The organism is Gilliamella sp. B3482 (genome assembly GCF_026536805.1).
Classification (GTDB): domain Bacteria; phylum Pseudomonadota; class Gammaproteobacteria; order Enterobacterales; family Orbaceae; genus Gilliamella; species Gilliamella apicola_E.
Genome location: NZ_JAFNNL010000003.1, coordinates 120,694 through 143,156 on the forward strand (window position 1 = coordinate 120,694; position 22,463 = coordinate 143,156).

Below are 22,463 nucleotides of genomic sequence, written 5' to 3' on the forward strand. Positions count from 1 at the left end.
TGATAATACAAATACGGTTCAATAAATGAAAAACTATGGAAAATGCAAAAAAATAATTTTTATATTAATGTTACTAACTATTTCATGTAACACCCGTTCAATTAATATAAAAACACAAGAAATACATTTAGAACAAGTGAATTCTGACTATATTCAGGTAAAAGATATCCTATATAAAGATAAACAAGGTAATTATTACTTACAATATAAATATCCTGGATATCCCAGAGGAACAAGTGCTTATGGTTATCAAAATAGAGTTTACGATTTACACTTTCCTGAATTGAAAATAAAATTACTTAATGATGTTTTGCATGAAAGTAGTTTTCATCGTATAGATTCAACTGAATATTTTTCTGATAATAAAAATATTTATGCTATTGCTGATTTTGCTACAAATATTAACGTTTATATCTTACCTCTGCAATTTTCGAGCTATAAAGTTGTAGGGCAATATATTAAAGATAGCCAGACCGTTTTTTGGAATGCCAGGCAGTTATTAGATGTTGAAGCTAAATATTTTAATGTTATACCAGCAAATGACAATCATCCAGAATTAGGTTACGATGAAAAACATCTTTATATAAGGAATGACCGATTATCCTATCCAGAATTTAATTCTTTAGATATAGAAAGTACTATTAAAAATAAGTTAAAACAACATTATTTTCCGGAAGAAAACTAATCCATTAGGAGCTAATCCAAATGATTTTTCATTATCATATAAAAAGGGAATTTGGTTTGGTAAAAGTTGAAAGAATGACTATTATCAAGGAGAGATATTTAATAACAACCAATTATGAAAAATAAAAAAATAATCATCTATCTACTATCCATTTTTTTGGTAACAGCCTGCGATAATGCTGTTACAAAAACTCGTTCTACATTTCTTGTTAAGAATGGTAACGAATGGAATATTCAAATTCCTAATTCATTGTGTGCAAAAAAAACAACAGATACACTCTATTATTCAACAATTTATAATCCAAAAACGAAAATGTATCAACCCGTAAGCAAAACAATTGATATAGAAACATTTGATTTGCTGTTTAATGACATAGAGGATAGAAAAAAGATTAATAATAATTACTATCTAAGATATAACGAAGGTATGCAAAGTGAGTATTATTTCAAAGATAAACACTATATCTATATTTATACCTGCTATTCTCAAGTCAATTGTGAACTTTTTATAGCTGGCTCATCTTCAGATTATGCAGTATTAGGAGGAGTTTACTTACGTGTTGAAAATGCAATCTACTCCGGTGGAAGAAAAATAGAAGGCGCCGATGTTAATACGTTTAGACGAGAAAAGAGACGATACGTAAGTCCGAATGGCAAGAAAAGATCGGTTTAGATAAAAATTATATTTATATTAATGATAAGCCTCTAAAAAGTCGTGAAGAGTTTGATAAAATATTTGACGATAAATTATTTTTTACAGATCCAGCATTGAGAGAACAATATTTTGGTGATGGATAATAACATTTTTTACATTAATAAAAATATGGATGATAGTGTTTAAAGATAGTTTTTATCCCTCAGAAAAAATTAAGCTTATACTTGTCGGTCTGGAATGGAACCTGAAGGATAATATTCAGATTGGAAAATCTAGTTACCATACGGTGATTCCCTTAAATATCACCCACATCTTTGATGGAATTTAAGAGTAATTAATGATGAAAAAATTGTATTAAACTATTTTTGAAGCAAGAGAAAAAAAGCGACTTTAGTGAATAATAAACTATGTAATGATATATACAAATATTTACTAAATCAAAAATATACTCCTACAGATTTAAGATATAATCGTTACCAAGAAATTTATGTTTATACTTTAAAAATAAAGGGTAAAAATGCTTATTGTATAAATTATAAAGAAGTCTATGACCATTATGAAAATAAAGAAGCCTATCCACCTAATGATGAATTTTATGAAAAATTAAAAAAATATTATCCAATAAACGAAAATGAGGACTGGGCGAGGAATAAATTTGGAAATAAAGATGTTGTATATTTTTGACCAAAAACACATCAAAAAACGATATCATATATAAGTCCTATAAAGGCAAAAATTACCCACTTGAAGTGGTGGGAAATTTTAAAAAAAAACAATAGGTTGTTTATTCACGAAAGCAAATATAAATGGTGATGGGAAAACATCTGTTCAACAACAAGAATGAGATGAAAAAAGAGCTATTGGCAGAATGTTTTGGCTTATACAACTCAAAAATGCTGGCTAAATATTGAGGAAATTATAAAAAATGAAAAAAATATTGTATATCTTATTATTTACTTTATTCGGATGTAAAGATAATTATCCACAGGGAAAAGTTGGTTTATATGCTGTTGATATGCTTTATGCCTGTGAATGCCCACCATATAAAATCTTTAAAATAGATAATTTGTCGATAAAAAGTAATCATTTAAAAGATAGAGAACCTTTAGATTTGGATGGTAAAGATAGCGATCTTTCACAAGAACTATCTTATGCTATTGATAAGCCAGAAGATGATAATTTAATTGGAAGAGACGTAGATCTAATATTTGCAAATAAAACAGATGAGGAAAAATTTAAAAAACAACAGGGTCTAAACTCAATATGTTATATCTATTATTTTGAAGGATATTTCAAATCAAAACAGTTATTTTTAGTTGAAAATTATCATTTATCATTAAAGAGTTCCGACTGCATCAGCCACGAACTTGATGATATGATTCAATAATAAAATAATTATTACTTTAAAATAAATAACATAAACAACCGAGTAATAGATAGAGATTTATTACTGGGTAATAAAGGAACAAAATAGATACTCATACAAGTAACAATTCATTTTATTTTAAATGTATCGATATTAATAAAAATCTCTATAGACAGATAAAACATTCGATTTCTTAATGAATTAATTAGGTATAGAGGAGTGTTTAAACGCGATATTGGAGCGGGAAACGAGGTTCGAACTCGCGACCTCAACCTTGGCAAGGTTGCGCTCTACCAACTGAGCTATTCCCGCATAAGAGAAGTGTTTTAAATGGTGCCCGGGGCGAGACTTGAACTCGCACGGCCAAAAAGGCCGAGGGATTTTAAATCCCTTGTGTCTACCGATTTCACCACCCGGGCTCAAAACTTATTACGTAAGGTAATCCGCTTTGAATGCAGTGCATTTTACCTATCTTGAGATTTCAGTCAACAGAAATTTTGGATTAATTGTTTAATTGCTCAATGTTTAGCTTATTGTTGGTTTAATATTGGTTTTTTGGGGATTGATAAGTGTAATTTTGTGAACTTATAGGAGATGACAAAATTACACTAAAATTAACGGTTATCGACTTTTTGATAAATTATTCTTCATCTAATAAGTCACTTTGCGCTATCCATAAATATTGGAACATGGATAATAACGTTAAAATTGTAGCTAAAAAAAGTGCAGCTAACCCCGCATATATAACAAGATCGCAAGGGCGCCAAAGCAACCAAGTTAATGCTGTCATTTGAGCAATTGTTTTAATTTTGCCAATTGAAGATACTGCAACATTACCTCGTTTGCCAATTTCAGCCATCCATTCTCGTAATGCAGAGATAATAAGTTCACGAGAGACGATAATTATTGCAGGAATAGAAATCCACCACGCCTGATAATATTGCGTTATAAGAACCAATGCGATTGTTACCATTATTTTGTCGGCAACAGGATCTAAAAAAGCACCAAATTTAGTCGTTTGACCTAATCGGCGGGCAAGGTAACCGTCAAAAACATCTGTAACTGCGGCTATTAGGAAAATTAATGCCGAAAAAAAGCCTGACCATTCATGAGGGATTAAATAAAATGCCAACACAAAAAATGGAATCAGTATTACTCGAAATAATGTTAAGAATGTAGGTAAGTTAATTTTCATGTGACATTAGCTCATATTGTTTTATTAATCAAATGGTTAGCGACAATTAAAAAAACAGGGTTTTCTCATTGATTATGTTGCCTGAAAAATGTTAATTTTTCAATGTGTTATTGCTGTAAATTTAGATAAATTTTTTCAGCTAATGATTTTGAAATACCTTGAACTTGTGCAATTTCATCTATACTGGCATTTTTCAACTCTCTAAGCCCACCAAAATGCTTAAGTAAAGCTTGCCGTCTTTTTCCACCAACGCCTTCAATATGCTCTAAAGCGCTGTCAGTTAACTGTTTAACACCTTTTTTACGTTGACCCACAATTGCATGATCGTGCGATGCATTTCGAATTTGTTGAATAAGTAATAAAGCGGGTGAGTTATAATCCAGATAATATCCCTTACCATGAGCTTCAAAGAAGAGCGTTTCTAATCCTTCTCTACGTTCAGCACCTTTGGCAACACCAATTAAAATAGGGTGGTTTTTATCCCAGTTTACGTCTAAATTATCAAAAACCCTTAACGCTTGGTTAAGTTGACCTTTTCCTCCATCTATAAAGATGATGTCTGGGATCTTATCTTCAGGAAGATCTTTCTTACTATAACGACGGGTTAAGACCTGCTCCATTGCCGCATAATCGTCTCCAGGCGTGATACCATTTATATTGTAGCGACGAAACTCAGATTTAACGGGACCTTTATCATCAAAAACGACACAAGATGCAATTGTGTTTTTACCCATAAAATGGCTTATATCAAAACATTCCATTCGATTGATTTTATCAATGCCCAAAAACTCTTTTAGTGCATCATATCGTTGTTTAATGGTTGAGTTTTCGAGTAGTTTATTTTTTACTTCAGTTTGAGCATTAACTGTTGCAATATTTAATAGTTTAAGATTATCACCTTTTGGTTCATCAACTATTTTTACTTGATGTTCAGCGACAATAGATAAAGTATCTTCCATTGCTTGCTTATCAGATAATGAAAAATTGAGAAGAATTTTCTTCGGAATATTTCTATTTTGATTTCCTTGTAAATAAAATTGTCCTAAAAATGTCTCGATCACTTCTTCTAGTTCAGTATTAGATGGTACTTTTGGAAAATAAGAACGATGTCCAAATGTTTGACCATTTCGAATAAAGAGTACATAGATACAAGCTAAGCCGAGTTCGTAATGGAAACCAATCACATCTAAATTATCATTATTGTTATAGATAGCTTGTTTTTCATTTATGTGTTTGATCGCTTGTAGCTGATCTCGTAATGCGGCTGCTTTTTCAAAATTAAGTTCACTACTGGCTTTTTGCATATCCGCAGTAATTTTTTGCAAAATTTGGTCTGATTGTCCGGAGAGAAATAACCTTACATAATTAACTTGTTCATTATAATCTTCGTCGCTAACTAAGCCTGGTACACAAGGCCCTAAACAGCGTTTGATTTGGTACTGTAAACAAGGACGAGTTCGGTTACGATAAGTGCTATTTAAACATTGTCTTATTGGAAATGTTTTCTGTAATAAGGCAAGAATTTGTTTTACCGCATATCCACTCGGATAAGGGCCAAAAAACTCATCTTTTTTTCGATTAATTGCGCCACGATACAAAGACAATTGAGGATGTCTTTCTTTACTTAATTTGATAAACGGGTAGCTTTTATCATCTTTGAGCAAAACATTGTATTTGGGTTGATATTTTTTGATATAAGTTTGTTCGAGTAATAATGCTTCAGTCTCTGTATTGGTGATGGTAAATTCAACTCGATGAATATGACTTACCAATCGATCGGTTTTGATCGTTTTTTTACTGCTATTGAAATAGCTTTTTAAGCGATTATTGAGATCTTTCGCTTTTCCCACATAAATAATGGTATCTTTATCATTAAACATTTGATAGATACCTGGTTTATGTGGGACTGTTTTTAGAAAAGATGCTGTATCAAATTGGCTCATATTAGTTTTCAAAGGTGAGGGCTTTTTTCTCTATTATCCTCATAATGGTGCTTAAAATACCATTTATCAAGAGGTAAATGAGCCCTGCAACCATAAAAATTGAGAAGTCATAGTATTCACCATTTAATGCATTACTATATCCCATTAAATCCATAACAGGAATCATTGAAGCTAAGGCTGTACCTTTTACCACAAAAACGACTTCGTTAGAATAAGTAGAAAGAGCACGTTTTAATGCATATGGCATGACAATTTTAAGCGTTTGTCTTTTGTTCATACCTAAAGCGCTACATGCTTGCCACTGTCCTTGTGGAACAGATTTTAATGCACCATAAAATATTTGTGTAGTATAAGCGGCACTATTAAGCGTTAAAGCTAAATAAGCACAAAACCAAGGTGAAGAAATAAAATCATAAAAAGCAGGAAATTTACTTAAATATTCACCAAATTGTGATGGTCCATAATAGATTAAAAACAGCTGTACTAATAATGGTGAACCAGTAAAAATAATGATATAAGCGCGAATTGTTTTCGTTAATAACTTAGAATTTAACGATAAAAGACATGAAAAAACAATAGCCAAAATACCAGCCGTTAATATACCGAATATACTTAGACTTAATGTATCAGGTAGACCTTGAAGAATGATTTTTAGATAAAAAATAAAATTATCAGACATAAAATAACCTTACTGACTATTGGCTGATGGTTCAAAATGGGTTGCACGTTTTTCAATACGTGAAATAATTTTTTGACTTAAAATTGATATCACTAAATAAATAATCATCGCAACAAAGTACCATAAAAAAGGCTGATTGGTTCGGGCAACTATTGTTTTGGTTTGCATCATTAAATCATCTATCGCGATTGCTGAAACAAGGGCAGTATCTTTTAATAAGATTAACCATTGGTTACTCAAACCGGGTAATGCGTGTCGCCACATTTGTGGCATGATAATACGAAAGAAAGTTCGAGATTTGCTTAATCCTAAAACTTGAGCTGCCTGTTTTTGTCCGCTTGAAATCGCTTTAAATGCACCGCGTAACGTTTGTGAGGCATAAACAGCGTAGAGTAATGATAAAGCAAAAACACCGCATAAAAATGGGTCTGGTTGGGTATTATGAATACTCATTTTTACGGTAAACGATGTAAAGCCGAGAGGAACGGTAAAGCCATCATCTAATGCCATCAATAGCAGTGGTAAACCAGTATAAATCGCAACCACAATTAATAATTCGGGTAAAGCTCGAATGGTTAAATTGAATAGCGACATTAGCCATGCAACGGGTTTGAATGGTACTGATTCTAAAATAGTAAAAATGAACGCAAAAAACATTCCAACGACTAACGATACAAATGCTAATGATAACGTAATCGCGGTAGCTTTCGTAAGCGGCAAAATATACCCATCCATAGAAGAGAGTAACAAGTCTATACCGTGTGCAAAAAATTCTGACATAAAAGAACCGTAGTTAAATTTAAAAAATAAAGTCGCCGCAGAATATGCGGCGAGATAAATAAGAACTGATTTTGTTATTAATAATTATTTACTAAACCATTTTTTATAAATAGCATCTAATTCGCCATTTGCTTTTAGTTTATCGATTGCCTGATTAAATTGTTCAAGTAATTGATCATTGCCTTGACGTAAAGCAATACCTAAACCTTCACCAAAAAATTCATGATCGGTAATTTTATCGCCTAAAGCAACGATATCAGCATCTTTACCTAACCATTCACCAGCAACAAAAGAGCTTGAAACAATAGCATCAATACGTTTAGCTTTTAAATCTAAGAAAGCAAATTGGTAGCTATCATAGCTTACTGCTTTAACATCAGGATATTTTTCATTTAAATATTTTAAATAAGTTGTACCTTTTTGAATACCAACTTTCTTACCTTTTAGCTGATCAAGACTTGTTAAGGAATCTTTTAAAGTAACAAATTGGATTGAGCTATCATCATAATAGATTTTTGTAAAAGCAACTTGCTTTTGACGTTCAGGTGTAACATCAATACCAGCAATAGCAGCATCGATGCGACGAGTTTTTAAACTAGGAATTAATCCATCAAATGATTGATTTACAATGTTACAAGTTACTTTCATTTCATCACAAAGTTTATTCATGACGTCAATATCAAAACCGATGATTTCGTTTTTATCATTAGTAAATTCGAAAGGTGCATAAGTCGCTTCGGTACCAATGGTTAACGTTTCTGTTGCTTGAACTGCAAATGCAGATCCTGCAAGTATAATAGCTAGTAATGTTTTTTTCATATATCCACCCAATCAGATTTTTATTAATATTAATGAGATAGATAAGCTTTGAACTCTTCAGTTTTTGGATGAGCAAAACACTCAATTTGACCTTGTTCAACAATCTTACCATGTTCCATGTAAATCACTTGTGAAGCAACTTTACGAGCAAAATCGACTTCATGCGTAACAATAATCTGTGTAATTCCTGTCTGTGACAGTTCATTAATGATTTCTGCAATTTGAGATGTGATTGCAGGATCTAAAGCTGCTGTTGGCTCATCAAATAGCAAAATTTTAGGTTCCATCATTAAGGCTCTCGCAATAGCCACTCGTTGCTGTTGACCACCTGAAAGGTGAAGAGGGTAACGATGGGCCATTTCATCAATTTGTAAGCGAGCCAAAATTGACATGGCTTTTTCACTTGCTTCTTTTTTCGATAGTTTTAAAACTTGGCAAGGGGCTTCAATTAAGTTCTCTAAAACAGTTAAATGTGGCCATAAGTTGTAATTTTGAAAAACCATGCCAACATTTTTGCGTAAAGTTCGAATAGTTGATTCACTTATTTTTTTTGAAAAATCAAAATGTGAATCCGCAATTGTCATTTCACCAGACGTTGGTATTTCAAGTAAGTTAAACACTTTTAGTAAAGAACTTTTACCTGCACCGCTCTGACCAAGTAAAACAATTGTTTCACCTAAAGGGTAACATAAAGAGACATCATTTAATGCCTGATGTTTACCATAAAAACAGTTAATATGGTTTAATTCGATATTCATTAGTATTAGATAAACTATTTAAATTTTAATTGACTAAATATTACTTTTTTTTGCATAAAAATGCAATCTAAATTATTAGACAACGATATTTTAGCCTGATTTTTAAGCTAAAAACCCGGCTCCTCAACTTTTTTTTATAATCGTTTTTATATCGATTTATCTTTATCTGTAATTAGGGTTTTACAAAAGTATAAAAATGAAATAATAATTTGAGGTATTTGCTCATAAATCTAATTTCAAAAACCCCGTTCCTCAACTTTTTTGGAAGTTTTTTTATTAATTTTGATTATTAATAATTGGGATAGTAGGACCAAGAAATTTAGGTTCTTTGTTCAGGATGTAAAGATCAATAAAAGCACTTACTCGTGCAAACATCTCTCTAATTCGAACTAACTTCATGCTTTTGGGCGCAGGGACAGCAAAACATTGAGCTTGAATACCTTGCGCTAACGCAATAAACATTGCTCGTTCACAATGGAATTCTTGAGTAATAATAGTAAATTCATCTGCGTCAAAGACTTTATTTGCACGAACAATTGAATCGAAGGTTCGAAAACCTGCATAATCTAATACAATGGCTTCTTTCGGTATGCCAGCTTTTATAAGATCTTTCTGCATCATAATTGGCTCGTTATAATTTAATTGCGCATTGTCGCCACTTAGCAATAAATAATCAACTTTACCTTGCCAATACAGATCAATCGCACCATCTATTCGGCTGCGATAAAAACCATTGATTCCGCCATTTTTTACATATTTAGAGGTTCCTAATACAACACCAATTGTTCGGTAGGGAAGTTTGTTTTCATCGTGATAAATGTAAGGTGCTGTCTTATAGCTTATCCAAAAGTCGAGTCCAATTACTAAGGCAAGTAGTAATGAAAAAAAAGCAATAAAATAAGCAATAAGTTTTTTTAACTTCATACTAAAACCAATCAAAAATAAATACCATTATTGGGAATAAAAATGGTGCTGTTAATGAGGTCATAATACCACATAAAACTAGAGATAGGGAGCTATAAGCCCCTTCGTTATAATTGACTTCAATACAACGCGCTGTACCTACAGCATGAGATACTGCACCAATTGATAATCCTCTTGCTGAAGGTGTTTTTATTTTAGCAACGTTCAATAATTGATGACCAAAAATACCGCCTAGTGTTCCAACAAGTATTACGCATAATGCAGCGATTGATTGAACGCCACCCTCATTATCAGCGATGGTGACCGCGATGGCTGTTGTCACTGATTTAGGTAATACTGATGCAGCAATTTCTTTACTTCCACCTAACCATAATGCAATAAACACACCGGTTACCATAGACGCTATGGAGGCAGTGAAGGTGATAATCATGATTGACTTCCAACGGGCTTTTATTTGTGGAATTAGTTCATATAAAGGATAAGCCAAAGCAACGACAGAGTAAGGGAGTAGATCGTTAATAATTTTTACGTTTTTAACATATTCAACATACTCGGTATTTGTTATTAATAAAATAGGGATTAATACAATAACCGAAATGACTAATGGGTTAAATAACGGATTTTTAATTTTAAATGAGATTCTTCTAATAATTAAAAAAACCAAAACGGTTAATGGTAGCATCCATATCATGGTTGGTTCTCCCTATTATCGTAGGTTTTAACGACTTTTTTATGCAGATGTTCAGTTAAAAAAGCGGTTAAATATAAGACAATAACTGAACCACCAATACTAGCAAAAATTATCGGTATCCAATTATCTAAGAGTAATGAATAATTATCCATTATCCCCATCGCCGCAGGAATAAAGAGCACCGTCATGTATCGCATGAAAAGATTACAGCTATTTTTTATCCAACACGTTGGTATTAATTGAAAAGTTAATAAAATGAACAAAATCAATAAACCAATAATACTTCCAGGGATCATGATTGGTAAGATTGCAGATACGACATTTCCTACCCATAAGCAAATGGTCAGGATAATCAAGCCTCGACCGTAGCTAAATAGTGTGTAGTATAAAGAATAAAGTCGATGCTTAATGGTTGCATGTTTGGCTAAAAAGTGTTTCATAAATTAAATGCTAATTGTTTAAAACTTAAATTATGATTACCAATTCTATAGTAAGAGATGGCATTGTACTTTGAACAGGCGTATATGATACGCCCGTAACATTTAATTATCCAACTAAATAATGACAATATTGATATAGTTGTTTTAGTAATGCCAGCTTTTCAGGTTTTTGTATATAAATCTCAGCAAGTTGTTCAAGGGTTTGCATATAATCCTGAACTTTAGTTGCATCTAGTTTATCACGACAATGATCTTGCCAGATTCGTAACTCTTGTTCAGTTAACGTTTCTGGATAGTTTCTAGCTTTATAACGAAACAGTAATTTTGCTAATCTTGGATCATCAAAAGTTAACGATAAACTATCTAATAATTGGGGCGGAGTAGTTCGAATCGTTTCACAATTTAATAAATCATTTCCATTTAAAAAGCCTGCATATATTTGCGCATCGACATCACTATTGTTATTTGAGTATTCATTATCCATGCCAAATAGTTCACGCATTTTACTTTGTAATAAACTTTGATTTTCCAGTAGTTTTTGTTGATTTTCTAAGCATTTTTGTTTATCAAGATCGAAACGCTTTGCATTATCGGGTAATAGTGTGCTCAATGGCGCAATAATTGGGCATTTGTTAATATGAATTAGTTTTAATGGGATACGTTGTTCATCAACATCAAGATCTTCAGTTTTAGTGTAGAGTTTCTCTCGAATAGTTTCGACTGGTAAATTAATCAGTGAATCGATATCTCCAGTAAGATCACAAACAATCACTGCATTTTTTTTGTTTGCGTGCCATGCAATAGGGCTAACTAATGACATGTTTCCGCGATAACTACCTAACATGCCAGAAACGTGAATTATTGGTGTCATGTTGGCAATATCGATAAGCTCGACAACTTTATTTTTATTACGTAGTGTGAAGAAGTAATTGAATAACTTTGGTTGCACTTGCTTAATTAATTTTGCCATCGCAATGGTGGCGTAGACATCAGACATAGCATCATGTGCATGTTCATGTTTAATATTATTAGCTTTAGTGAGATCTTCTAATCGAAAACTAGGGAAACCAGATTCATTTATTGGCCAATTAATCCCTTCCGGTCTTAATGCATAACAAGCTCGGACGACATCTAGTAGGTCCCATCTTGAATTACCGTTTCTCCAACTATAAGCATAAGGGTCATAAAAGTTACGGTATAAGATGTTGCGAGTCACTTCATCATCAAAACGAATATTATTATAGCCTAAGATACACGTGTTAGGTTGGCTAAATGCTTCATGTATTTGTTTTGTGAATTCGGCTTCACATATCCCTTTTTGATTTGCTTTTTGTGGTGTTATTCCAGTTATTAGCACAGCTTCAGGGTTGGGAAGATAATCTTGGGCTATTTGACAATAGATGACTAAAGGTTCTTCAATAATATTAAAATCACTGTCAGTTCGAACACCAGCAAACTGAGCAGGGCGATCTAAAGCTGGATTTATGCCAAAAGTTTCATAATCGTGAAAATAAAAGGTTATCTGCTGTGAGTTATTTTTCATTATTTTATAATTTTTTTGTGTTTTAATTTATTAAATCAAGCCGTTTTGTTTATCGGTTATAGGATGATTTTCAAGTCTGATTTGAAAAATATTAACTAAATATCGATAGTTATATAGTTTTTATTATATCAGATTTAATGAGAGTAATGTGGGATAAAATATAATTATTGGAAGATAAGCTTAAATAAACAAGTGAATATAATAATATATTCACTTGTTTTAAATATCCTAACTTAGTAATAACTATCGAGTTCTTTTAGAAATATTTTTAACTCTTCTATCCATAATTCAGCATTCATGGTTGTACCATGGCCTCGGGTTTTATCACTTGCTGGAATTAGATAATATTTAGCAGCAACAACATCCTTGAGGACTTTTTCCATTAAACCTGTGTTTGGTGGATTTCTTTCATCATCTTCTGAATTGATAACTAACATAAATGCTTTAATTTTTGTTAGCTCTTTTGTTGGATCAAAGTTTCTGGCTGCATCCCATTGATATAAAAAATCATTCGCGTCCATTGTTGTTCGTTCTTTTAACTTATTTGCTAATATTTCTTCTGTTTTCTGGGTGTTGTAAGCTTTATTTTGCCAGGCAATATCACCTCCATTTGTTGCGATATCGTAATAATTATAAACAGTTTGGAATTTTTCAGGTTGTTTGCTATAAAAGCCATTATTCCAATCAGGATCGTCTTTAATTGAATTAATGATCATCTTTCTCATTATCCAATTTCGACTAGACATTGGCGCAGGGGTTGCTGCCATTGCAATTGCTGCTTTCATGTAATTAGGATACATCGTTACCCATTGCCATGTATTCATTCCACCCATCGAGTTACCAATAATAAGTTCAAGATTATCTATATTTAAACCTTTTTTCAAAAGTAGGTATTGAGCATTAACCATGTCGGTATAATCATAATGAGGAAAGTTTCCTTTCAAACCGTCAGAGGGTTTCGAAGATTGACCTGTACCAATAGCATCAGGCAATATTATGAAATATTTTTCAGCATCCAACGGCATTCCTTTATCGAATAAGGCATGACCAAAACTGTCATTAAGCATTGAATCTCCATTGCCAGTTGTGCCATGTAAAACTAATACTGGCTTTCCTTTAGGGTCGCCGATAGTCACATAATGAATTTTCAGGTTTTTAATTGTGTTACCATCATTAAATTTAAGTTTATCAATAATATAATCACCTTCTTTTCGGTTATAGAACTCGGAACAATATCCTTGCGATGCGAAAACAAGAAAAATAAAAAATAGTAGCGCTTTTTTTATATTATTCATATGTGGCTCTCTCCTTCATAATTACGTTATGAATCATATGTGTAAGAGATAGGGTAGGAAGGCAATATTTACGTTGAATGAATTTTTTCCAACGTTAGTTTCTATAATAATTTATTAGATGATAGTCATCCAATAAAAATACGTTTATTTACATTAAATAATTAAATTTGAAAATGAATTTTAAGTATAAACGGAAAGTTCTTTAAGTTAGTAAAAAGGGAATTATCAATTCCCTTTCTTGAAGTTATTTAATAGAATTTTTAGTCTTTGGATGCGCTTTCGATGATATCAGCTAGCTTTTCGAGAGTTAATCTTAAGAACCTTGGCATAGCTTCGATTTCAATCGAGTCCATCAAGTTTTTCACATAGAGCCCTAATTCAGTATCGCCTTCAACAATGAGTCGACGTTGAAAAAATAATGTATCAGGATCTTGTCGTCTAGTTGCTATCATTATTAAGTCATTGGCATTGCCGATGAAGCTTACATCAGGTATTTCTTCGCGGCTAACCACAAGTTTGTTATCAATTAAGCTGACAAACCAGACTAATTGAAGATCGATAACTTGGATTTTGAGCCAACGATTTTCTAAAAAATCTAGCTCGCCATCTTCAAGTGAATGTTTGAATTGCAATTGTAATAATTGTTCAATAGCTCTTTTTTTTACGCTAAAGGGTATACATTGTAATGTCATACCCAACATTTGTGGCGCTTTATCGACAAATTGTGAATGAATTCTTCCTAGAAATTGGTGTTTATTGCCAATCATTTACGCATCTCCAGAGATCATCTTCTCATAAATATCTAAATCGGTATTTAGATGCTCGAAAACTTCTTCACTAACTTCATCACGAACTTTCATTTGAAGTAATGCGGTGCGCTCCGCCCCAATTGCGACTAAACGCATACGTCTTTCTAGATTTTCAGCTTCAAGAGCTTTTTGTTCTAAATCTTTTAAGCCAGTTCGACGTCTTAATGAACCTATAACACGTGAACCAACTTCGTGGATAATTTCTTGATCTAGGCCTTCTTCAGACGTTTCTTGTAAAAGGCTAGTTTGCATTTTTTCAAGACTAACGATAGCTTCTTCAGCCATTTGTCCTTTTACGGTTAATATTTCGTTGTCTTGTTCGGAGTTATCCAAGATCACACTACCTCGTAATAAAATTGGTAACATGATAATAGCGGATATTAATGATACTAATATAATACCAGCAGCAATAAATACTAGTTGATATCTGCCCGCAATAGTTATTGGAATAGATAATACACCGGCTAGTGTTATCGCTCCGCGGACACCAGCAAAAGTAGATATCCATAAATCACGTGTGGTATATGAATTAAATGCTAATGGACGCTTTGTGCCAAATGGCATTGTTGGCATTTTTTTCATAGCCCAAAGCCAAGCAAATCGAGTGCCCATTAATACTATAAAAACGAACAATACAATTAAGCATAGTTGCCATAATTCAATTGATGCATCGGTTTGGTTTTCAGCAAATGTATTTTTTAAAATACTTGGAAGCTGAATACCTAATAGAACAAAAACAAATCCATTGAATACGAACGTTAACATTGACCATGCACTATCAGATTGTAAGCGAGTTGTTAAAGGTGCATTACGCATCATTCCTGAGTGGTTAACTGTCATACCAGCACTTACTGCAGCTAAAATACCGGAACAGTGACATTCTTCAGCAATGATATAAGCGGCAAATGGTAGTAAGAATAATAGTACGATTTGGATTGCGGGATCATTGTTTGTTAGTTGGTTTATTTTACGCAAAATACGAGCATATAACCAAGTGAATATCACCCCAACAGCTAATCCACCTAAAGCAACCACGAAGAAGGATATACTGATTTGTAATAAGTTGAATTCAAATGCACCAGCTGCAATTGCAAGTGCAAATTTTAAGGAAACAAGGCCAGAAGCGTCATTCATTAAGGCTTCACCTTCAATGATTTCCATCTTCTCTTTTTCAATTCGTCCTTTACCGACAATACCACTAAGTGCGACGGCATCGGTAGGTGATAATACTGCTGCTAATGCAAATACGGCTGGCATTGAAATATCTGGTAGCATCCAATGTAGTAAGTAACCCAGAGCAACAATTGATATAACCACTAGAACCAAGGCTAGCCCTACAATTTCTCGTACATTATGGACAAAATCTTTTACAGAAGTTTTACGTCCATCAGCAAATAGTAAAGGAGGAATGAACAGTACAAGAAATAGGTCTGAGTTAAACTCTAAATAAATACCTAATGCGGCAAGAATACTACCTAGTAGTATTTGCATTAGAGGCAATGGGATCTGTATTGGTAACATTTTTATAATGACACCAGAAAGTGATACAATTAATACTATTAGTAATATTGTTGAAAATAGTTCCATAGCTACTCTTTTAGTTATCCCATATATAGTTATCTATTATATAGGATTTTTAAGAATATTTCAGGTTAAAATTGTATAAAATCACTCAAATTTTAAGCAATCTCTATTATTGATCAAAAAAAGTAATAATTTAATTAATGGGCAGGTTAGATGGAAAATTGGCGAAGAGCATTTGTATTACATACCAGAACATACAGTGAAAGCAGTTTGCTAGTCGATTTATTCGTTGAAAATGTTGGGAAAGTAACCATTTTAGCAAAAGGTGCTAGGCGTAAACGCTCTGCATTAAAAGGTGTTTTACAACCTTTTACTCCACTAATTGTTCAATATTCAGGTCATGGAGAAATAAAAACTTTACGTCAAGTTGAGGCTGTTTCCCTTACTTTACCTCTTGTTTCTGTTTATTTATATAGCGCCTTTTATTTAAATGAACTATTACACCGTGTTTTAGTCGCCGAAACCGAAATAACTACGTTGTTTGATGATTATCTAGCAAGTATACAACAATTAGCCCAACAAGTTCCTGCTGAAAACGTGTTACGAGCATTTGAATTGTCCTTACTTGAAAATTTGGGTTATCACGTTGATTTTTTTCATTGCAGTGCAACAGGTGACGATATTGTTGAATCTATGCATTATCAATATATTTCAGAAAAAGGTTTTATTTGTAGTTTGTTACAAAATAGTACCGCTTTCACTGGTGAAGAAGTCTTAGCTTTAGGGAAAAGGCAATTTCACAATATCGATACACTTAAAGCGGCAAAACGTTTTACAAGGATGGCGTTAAAACCTTATGTTGGTGCAAAACCATTTAAAAGTAGAGAATTATTTTTAAAAATATAATTTGTCTTTTAACTTAATTTAAACGGTACTTTATGTAAAATGTATCAGATCTATTCCGTCAACAATGTTGACGGAAAGATGATTAATCATAAATTAATAAACCGGAGGTTTGGCATAATTACCATTATCAGCAGGAAAAGCATTTGGACTTAATTTTTGATAGTTTCTACTATTATCCTCTAACTGGAATATTGCCGTGCCTATTACACCTATATTTGTTGCTGAACCTTCACTATTATGATTAGCATAAGCACTAGAGCTGTCAGAAAAAGTAAAAGCAGCTACTTCATTATTACTTTTACGGAAGCCTTCAATCACAAGTGTGCCATGTGGTCTTAAAATATAGCCATTGTTTGATAATGAACCAGCTTTACCATTAATAACGTCTAATCCATCAATAGTTGCTACAATTTCATAGGTATTAGAAGAGTAATTACGATAGAATAATCGGTAACTTTGTCCTACTTTACCTTGTAACTTAACGTTGTTATTTTGTTTAGTTAATGGCCATTTTTTGCCACGATCATCAAGGAAAGCCATACCAACTCTGCCATTATTCAACATAACTTCTGAAATTGCTTTTCCATTATATTGATGTGCTGAATAATTGATAGTAATAATATCAATAGGGTAAAAACTGGTACGTTTCATACTTACTTGCTGAACATGCGATTCAATGCCATCTCCCCATTGAGTCCCTAAGCTTTTATTAGCACTTTCTGTAACAGTATTAGATGATGCAACACCACTATTACGATAAGATTGGCATCCAGTTACAATTAAAGTTAATAAAGATAAAATAGCGATAAAATATTTTTTATGCATTACTTTCATATTCCTTTATATATTATGTAGTTAAACATATTTATCTTAATACATTATATTATTATATATAATATTTTTTTGCTGGCTATGTTTCATTTCAGCTATTTATAATTAATTATGACTAATTAAGTGTTATTAAATTATTATAATAAAATCTGTGATAAACCCTCGGTATTCTATTTAAAATCCTTAAGATAAGTGGTAGTATACACAACTATTTTTTATGTACGCATGTGCGCTTTCGTGTGGCGCACCACTGTTATAAGGATTTATTATGCCAATTATTACTCTTCCTGACGGAAGTCAACGTCAATTTGATAAGCCTGTTACTGTTTTAGAAGTTGCTCAAAGTATTGGAGCTGGTCTTGCCAAAGCATGTATTGCTGGGCGAGTAAATGGTGAACGTAAAGATGCTTGTGATTTAATTGAGCAAGATTCAACTTTATCTATTATTACATCAAAAGATGAAGATGGGCTTGAAATAATTCGTCACTCTTGCGCTCATTTGTTGGGGCATGCAATTAAACAACTTTGGCCAAATACGCAAATGGCAATTGGTCCAACGATTGATAACGGCTTTTATTACGATGTCGATTTAGATCACTCTCTAACTCAGGAAGATCTTGATGCTCTAGAAAAGCGTATGCATGAATTGGCTAAGAAAGATTATGAAGTTATAAAAGAAGTAGTAAGTTGGGAACGTGCTAGAGAAGTATTCTGGGAGCGTCATGAACCATATAAAATTGCTATTTTAGATGAGAATATTCCAAAAGATTCTACTCCTGCACTTTATCACCATGAAGAATATATTGACATGTGCCGCGGGCCACATGTGCCGAATATGCGTTTTTGCCATCATTTTAAATTACAAAAAATTGCTGGAGCATATTGGCGGGGTAATAGTGATAATAAAATGTTACAACGTATTTATGGCACAGCATGGGCTGATAAAAAACAACTTGATAGTTACTTACAATTTTTAGAAGAAGCAGCTAAGCGAGACCATCGTAAAATTGGTAAACAGCTAGATTTGTATCATATGCAGGAAGAAGCACCTGGTATGGTGTTTTGGCATAACGATGGTTGGATTATTTTCCGTGAACTTGAGGTTTTTGTTCGCACTAAACTAAAAGAATACGATTATCAAGAAGTGAAAGGTCCATTTATGATGGATCGGGTTTTATGGGAAAAAACAGGTCACTGGGGTAACTATAAAGAGTTGATGTTTGTTACTTCATCTGAAAATCGTGAATACTGTATTAAACCGATGAACTGCCCAGGGCACGTTCAAATTTTCAATCAAGGTTTAAAATCTTATCGCGATTTACCACTAAGAATGGCTGAGTTTGGTAGTTGTCACCGAAACGAACCGTCAGGCTCATTACATGGTTTAATGCGTGTTCGCGGTTTTACTCAAGATGATGCACATATCTTTTGTACTGAAAACCAAATTCGCAGTGAAGTTAATAACTGTATTAAAATGGTTTATGACATGTATAGCACATTTGGTTTCAAAGACATTACTGTTAAATTATCAACTCGTCCTGAAAAACGTATTGGTAAAGATGAAACTTGGGACTTAGCCGAGAAAGATTTAGCAGAATGTTTAACTGAAAATGGTATTGAATTTGAGTATTTACCTGGCGAAGGTGCATTTTATGGGCCAAAAATTGAATTTACGCTTCATGATTGCTTAGGCCGTGCATGGCAATGTGGTACTGTTCAACTCGACTTTATGTTACCAGAAAGATTAGATGCAACTTATGTAGGTGAAGATAATGAACGTCATGTTCCAGTTATGATTCACCGAGCGATTTTAGGTTCGATGGAACGTTTTATGGGAATTTTGACTGAAGATTGTGCAGGATTCTTCCCAACTTGGTTAGCACCATTACAAGTTGCCGTTATCAATATTACTGATAATCAAGCTGATTATGCGAAACAATTAACCAGCCAATTACAAAAAGTTGGTATTAGAGCAAAAGCAGACTTGAGAAATGAGAAAATAGGGTTTAAAATTCGTGAGCATACTCTAAAACGTGTTCCTTATATGTTTGTTTGTGGAGACAAAGAAATGGAATCAGGAACAATTTCAGTTAGAACACGCCAAGGTAAAGATCTTGGTAGCTTTGAAGTGAAACATGTTATAGAATTATTGCTTAATGAAATTCATAGTCGTTCATTAGAACAGATGAATTAATGATAAATTACTTTGGAGGAATGAGATATTAAAGTCAGTAAGCGAATTCAGTCAACACGCGCGCACAAAATTAACGATGAGATTACAGCTCGCGAGGTGAGGTTAACCGGCGTCGATGGTGAACAGCTCGGTATTGTTAGCTTAGATGAAGCTTTAAAACAAGCTGAAGAAGCAACGTTGGATTTAGTTGAAATAAGTCCTAATGCAGAGCCACCTGTTTGTCGAATTATGGATTATGGCAAATTCCTCTATGAAAAGAGTAAAGCAACAAAAGAACAGAAGAAGAAGCAAAAGGTTGTTCAGGTTAAGGAAATTAAATTCCGACCTGGTACAGACGAAGGCGACTATCAGGTAAAACTCCGCAGCCTGATACGCTTTCTTGAGGATGGCGATAAAGCCAAAGTTACGTTGCGTTTTCGTGGACGTGAAATGGCTCACCAACAGTTAGGTATTGAAATGCTTGACCGCATTAAAGAAGACTTAGCTGATTTGGCGGTTATTGAATCTTATCCAACTAAGATTGAAGGTCGTCAAATGATTATGGTGTTAGCGCCGAAGAAAAAGTAATGGTTTTCCAAGTTAATTTTTAGTTTCTAAAAATTACACCATTATTTTATTTTTATTAACAATGCGAAGTGGAAATTTATAAAATGCCTAAAATTAAAACTGTAAGAGGCGCAGCAAAGCGCTTTAAAAAAACAGCTTCTGGTGGCTTTAAGCATAAACAAGCTAACAAGAGCCATATCCTAACTAAAAAATCAACTAAGCGTAAACGTCATTTACGTGGTTTGACTACTGTGTCAAAAGGCGATTTAGGTTTAGTAGTGGCGTGTGTTCCATACGCTTAATTATTGATTAATTTTTTAGAGGATATAGTTTATGGCTCGTGTTAAACGTGGTGTTATTGCTCGTGCACGTCACAAGAAAATTTTAAAACAAGCAAAAGGGTATTATGGTGCTCGTTCACGTGTATATCGTGTTGCTTTCCAAGCAGTAATTAAAGCAGGACAATATGCTTATCGTGACCGTCGTCAACGTAAACGTCAATTCCGTCAATTATGGATTGTACGTATCAATGCTGCTGCTCGTCAATGTGGTCTTTCTTATAGTCGTTTCATCAACGGTTTAAAGAAAGCTTCAATTGAAATCGATCGTAAGATCCTTGCAGATATTGCAGTATTTGATAAAAATGCATTCGCTGCATTAGTTGAAAAAGCAAAAGCTGCACTTTAATAGCTTTATAAGAGCCGAGTTATCTCGGCTTTTATGTTTTATAAAAAGATTATTTAAGAGTTAATTATGAATTTAGTTATTTTTCGTTTCTTTTTTAGCTTCAATAATGCTATTCGTTCGTGAGGCAAATAAAAAACGAAAAATAATTATAAAAGCCTCAGAAGAGGCTTTTTTTATGTAATAAACAATAAGCAGGAGAACTGTATGTCTCAATTAGTTGAACTGGTAAGCAATGCCAAATCCGCTATTGAAAATGCTAATGATATTAATGCCATAGAACAAATTCGAGTGGAATATTTTGGTAAAAAAGGCTATTTTACAATGCAGATGGCTTCTTTACGTGATGTTCCCGCTGATGAACGCCCCGCTGTAGGTCAGAAAATTAATGATGCTAAGCAACAAGTTGTTGAGTTATTAAATCAGAAGCGCAACTTTTTAGAGCGTCAAGCTCTTAATGCAAAATTAGCAAATGAAACAATTGACATTACATTACCAGGTAAGTCGCTAGAATTAGGTGGTTTACATCCAGTTACTAAGACAATTAATCGTTTAGTTGAATTTTTTGGAGAACTGGGCTTTGTTGTTGAGACTGGCCCAGAAATCGAGGACGATTATCATAACTTTGATGCATTAAATATTCCTGCTCATCATCCTGCACGTGCTGATCACGATACATTTTGGTTTGATGCAAAACGTTTATTACGCACACAAACTTCTACAGTTCAAATAAGAACAATGGAAAATCAAAAACCGCCAATCCGAATCATTGCTCCAGGTAGAACTTATCGTAATGATTATGATCAAACGCATACGCCAATGTTTCACCAAATGGAAGGGTTATTGATAGATAAAAATGTAAGTTTTACCCATTTGAAGGGGTTATTGCATGATTTTCTTCATTGTTTTTTTGAGGATAATATGGTAATTAGATTTAGACCTGCATATTTTCCATTTACAGAACCTTCAGCAGAAGTGGATATCAAGGCTAAGAATGGCAAATGGTTAGAAGTTTTAGGATGCGGTATGGTTCATCCTAATGTATTACGTAATGTTGGAATAGATCCTGAAATATATAATGGTTTTGCCTTTGGTATGGGAATTGAAAGGTTAACTATGTTGCGTTACGGTGTCACTGATTTGCGTTCTTTCTTTGAAAATGATTTACGTTTTTTAAAACAATTTAATTAATTCTGG

At 33.2% G+C, this 22,463-nt stretch carries 24 protein-coding genes and 2 tRNA genes; 10 read left to right on the plus strand and 16 right to left on the minus strand.

The window, feature by feature from the left end; all coding sequences use genetic code 11:
- Nucleotides 1-25: 25 nt before the first annotated feature.
- The 4 genes from J3U18_RS05970 (at nt 26) to J3U18_RS05985 (ending at nt 2,726) form a co-directional block, all read left to right on the plus strand.
- A complete protein-coding gene (locus tag J3U18_RS05970; RefSeq protein ID WP_267353233.1) occupies nt 26-685 on the plus strand; it encodes a hypothetical protein in 660 nt (219 codons plus the stop codon).
- Nucleotides 686-841: 156 nt separating this feature from the next.
- A complete protein-coding gene (locus J3U18_RS05975) occupies nt 842-1,357 on the plus strand; it encodes a DKNYY domain-containing protein (protein WP_267353234.1) in 516 nt (171 codons plus the stop codon).
- Nucleotides 1,358-1,732: 375 nt separating this feature from the next.
- On the plus strand, nt 1,733-2,023 hold the full coding sequence (locus tag J3U18_RS05980) for a hypothetical protein (protein WP_267353235.1): 291 nt from the start codon (nt 1,733-1,735) through the stop codon (nt 2,021-2,023).
- 241 nt (nt 2,024-2,264) lie between these two features.
- A complete protein-coding gene (locus J3U18_RS05985) occupies nt 2,265-2,726 on the plus strand; it encodes a hypothetical protein (protein WP_267331067.1) in 462 nt (153 codons plus the stop codon).
- Between the two features lie 215 nt (nt 2,727-2,941).
- On the opposite strand, the gene J3U18_RS05990 is transcribed toward J3U18_RS05985, so the two are convergent.
- From J3U18_RS05990 to J3U18_RS06060, 15 genes are all read right to left on the minus strand, one after another.
- Nucleotides 2,942-3,017 (minus strand) — tRNA-Gly (locus J3U18_RS05990).
- 19 nt (nt 3,018-3,036) lie between these two features.
- Nucleotides 3,037-3,124: transfer RNA gene (locus tag J3U18_RS05995), tRNA-Leu, on the minus strand.
- A 221-nt stretch (nt 3,125-3,345) separates the two neighbouring features.
- Complete coding sequence (gene pgsA / locus J3U18_RS06000; RefSeq protein WP_065562116.1) at nt 3,346-3,900, minus strand: CDP-diacylglycerol--glycerol-3-phosphate 3-phosphatidyltransferase; 555 nt, start codon at nt 3,898-3,900, stop codon at nt 3,346-3,348.
- 107 nt (nt 3,901-4,007) lie between these two features.
- Nucleotides 4,008-5,843, minus strand: a complete 1,836-nt coding sequence (gene uvrC, locus J3U18_RS06005; RefSeq protein WP_267353236.1) for an excinuclease ABC subunit UvrC — start codon at nt 5,841-5,843, stop codon at nt 4,008-4,010.
- A 1-nt stretch (nt 5,844) separates the two neighbouring features.
- Nucleotides 5,845-6,522, minus strand: coding sequence for an arginine ABC transporter permease ArtM (gene artM, locus J3U18_RS06010; RefSeq protein WP_065562114.1), 678 nt, complete (start codon nt 6,520-6,522; stop codon nt 5,845-5,847).
- 9 nt (nt 6,523-6,531) lie between these two features.
- Entirely contained in the window at nt 6,532-7,302 is a 771-nt protein-coding gene (gene artQ, locus J3U18_RS06015) for an arginine ABC transporter permease ArtQ (protein ID WP_218059990.1), read from the minus strand.
- A gap of 84 nt (nt 7,303-7,386) precedes the next feature.
- Nucleotides 7,387-8,121, minus strand: coding sequence for a transporter substrate-binding domain-containing protein (locus J3U18_RS06020; RefSeq protein ID WP_267353237.1), 735 nt, complete (start codon nt 8,119-8,121; stop codon nt 7,387-7,389).
- A 29-nt stretch (nt 8,122-8,150) separates the two neighbouring features.
- A complete protein-coding gene (artP, locus tag J3U18_RS06025) occupies nt 8,151-8,879 on the minus strand; it encodes an arginine ABC transporter ATP-binding protein ArtP (RefSeq protein WP_220226030.1) in 729 nt (242 codons plus the stop codon).
- A 276-nt stretch (nt 8,880-9,155) separates the two neighbouring features.
- Nucleotides 9,156-9,803 carry an ElyC/SanA/YdcF family protein gene (locus J3U18_RS06030; protein WP_065562111.1) on the minus strand — a complete coding sequence of 216 codons (648 nt, stop codon included), beginning with the start codon at nt 9,801-9,803 and terminating at the stop codon, nt 9,156-9,158.
- Between the two features lies 1 nt (nt 9,804).
- Nucleotides 9,805-10,494, minus strand: a complete 690-nt coding sequence (locus J3U18_RS06035) for a CidB/LrgB family autolysis modulator (protein WP_065562110.1) — start codon at nt 10,492-10,494, stop codon at nt 9,805-9,807.
- On the minus strand, nt 10,491-10,934 hold the full coding sequence (locus J3U18_RS06040) for a CidA/LrgA family protein (RefSeq protein WP_267353238.1): 444 nt from the start codon (nt 10,932-10,934) through the stop codon (nt 10,491-10,493). The genes J3U18_RS06035 and J3U18_RS06040 overlap by 4 nt, the downstream gene beginning before the upstream one ends.
- A gap of 106 nt (nt 10,935-11,040) precedes the next feature.
- A complete protein-coding gene (gene sbcB, locus J3U18_RS06045; protein ID WP_267353239.1) occupies nt 11,041-12,477 on the minus strand; it encodes an exodeoxyribonuclease I in 1,437 nt (478 codons plus the stop codon).
- Nucleotides 12,478-12,710: 233 nt separating this feature from the next.
- Nucleotides 12,711-13,772, minus strand: a complete 1,062-nt coding sequence (locus tag J3U18_RS06050; RefSeq protein ID WP_267353240.1) for an alpha/beta fold hydrolase — start codon at nt 13,770-13,772, stop codon at nt 12,711-12,713.
- Nucleotides 13,773-14,032: 260 nt separating this feature from the next.
- Nucleotides 14,033-14,539 (minus strand): ubiquinone anaerobic biosynthesis accessory factor UbiT, encoded by a 507-nt coding sequence (gene ubiT / locus J3U18_RS06055; protein WP_267353241.1) that lies wholly within the window; start codon nt 14,537-14,539, stop codon nt 14,033-14,035.
- Nucleotides 14,540-16,168 (minus strand): Na+/H+ antiporter, encoded by a 1,629-nt coding sequence (locus tag J3U18_RS06060; RefSeq protein WP_065562106.1) that lies wholly within the window; start codon nt 16,166-16,168, stop codon nt 14,540-14,542. It lies immediately after the preceding gene.
- A gap of 150 nt (nt 16,169-16,318) precedes the next feature.
- Here J3U18_RS06060 and recO point away from each other — a divergent pair, with 150 nt between their 5' ends.
- Entirely contained in the window at nt 16,319-17,011 is a 693-nt protein-coding gene (recO, locus tag J3U18_RS06065; RefSeq protein WP_267331924.1) for a DNA repair protein RecO, read from the plus strand.
- A 93-nt stretch (nt 17,012-17,104) separates the two neighbouring features.
- Here recO and J3U18_RS06070 read toward each other — a convergent pair whose 3' ends face one another.
- Nucleotides 17,105-17,836, minus strand: coding sequence for a hypothetical protein (locus J3U18_RS06070; RefSeq protein ID WP_267353242.1), 732 nt, complete (start codon nt 17,834-17,836; stop codon nt 17,105-17,107).
- Nucleotides 17,837-18,110: 274 nt separating this feature from the next.
- On the opposite strand from J3U18_RS06070, the gene thrS reads away from it, so the two are divergent.
- The 5 genes from thrS (at nt 18,111) to pheS (ending at nt 22,457) form a co-directional block, all read left to right on the plus strand.
- Complete coding sequence (gene thrS / locus J3U18_RS06075; RefSeq protein ID WP_065562103.1) at nt 18,111-20,036, plus strand: threonine--tRNA ligase; 1,926 nt, start codon at nt 18,111-18,113, stop codon at nt 20,034-20,036.
- Between the two features lie 27 nt (nt 20,037-20,063).
- Complete coding sequence (infC, locus tag J3U18_RS06080; protein WP_065562102.1) at nt 20,064-20,603, plus strand: translation initiation factor IF-3; 540 nt, start codon at nt 20,064-20,066, stop codon at nt 20,601-20,603.
- Between the two features lie 83 nt (nt 20,604-20,686).
- Nucleotides 20,687-20,884, plus strand: coding sequence for a 50S ribosomal protein L35 (rpmI, locus tag J3U18_RS06085; protein WP_034882133.1), 198 nt, complete (start codon nt 20,687-20,689; stop codon nt 20,882-20,884).
- A 31-nt stretch (nt 20,885-20,915) separates the two neighbouring features.
- Nucleotides 20,916-21,269, plus strand: a complete 354-nt coding sequence (gene rplT / locus J3U18_RS06090) for a 50S ribosomal protein L20 (RefSeq protein WP_024496189.1) — start codon at nt 20,916-20,918, stop codon at nt 21,267-21,269.
- Between the two features lie 204 nt (nt 21,270-21,473).
- Nucleotides 21,474-22,457: a phenylalanine--tRNA ligase subunit alpha gene (gene pheS, locus J3U18_RS06095; RefSeq protein ID WP_267353243.1), complete on the plus strand. Its 984-nt coding sequence runs from the start codon at nt 21,474-21,476 to the stop codon at nt 22,455-22,457.
- Nucleotides 22,458-22,463 lie beyond the last annotated feature (6 nt).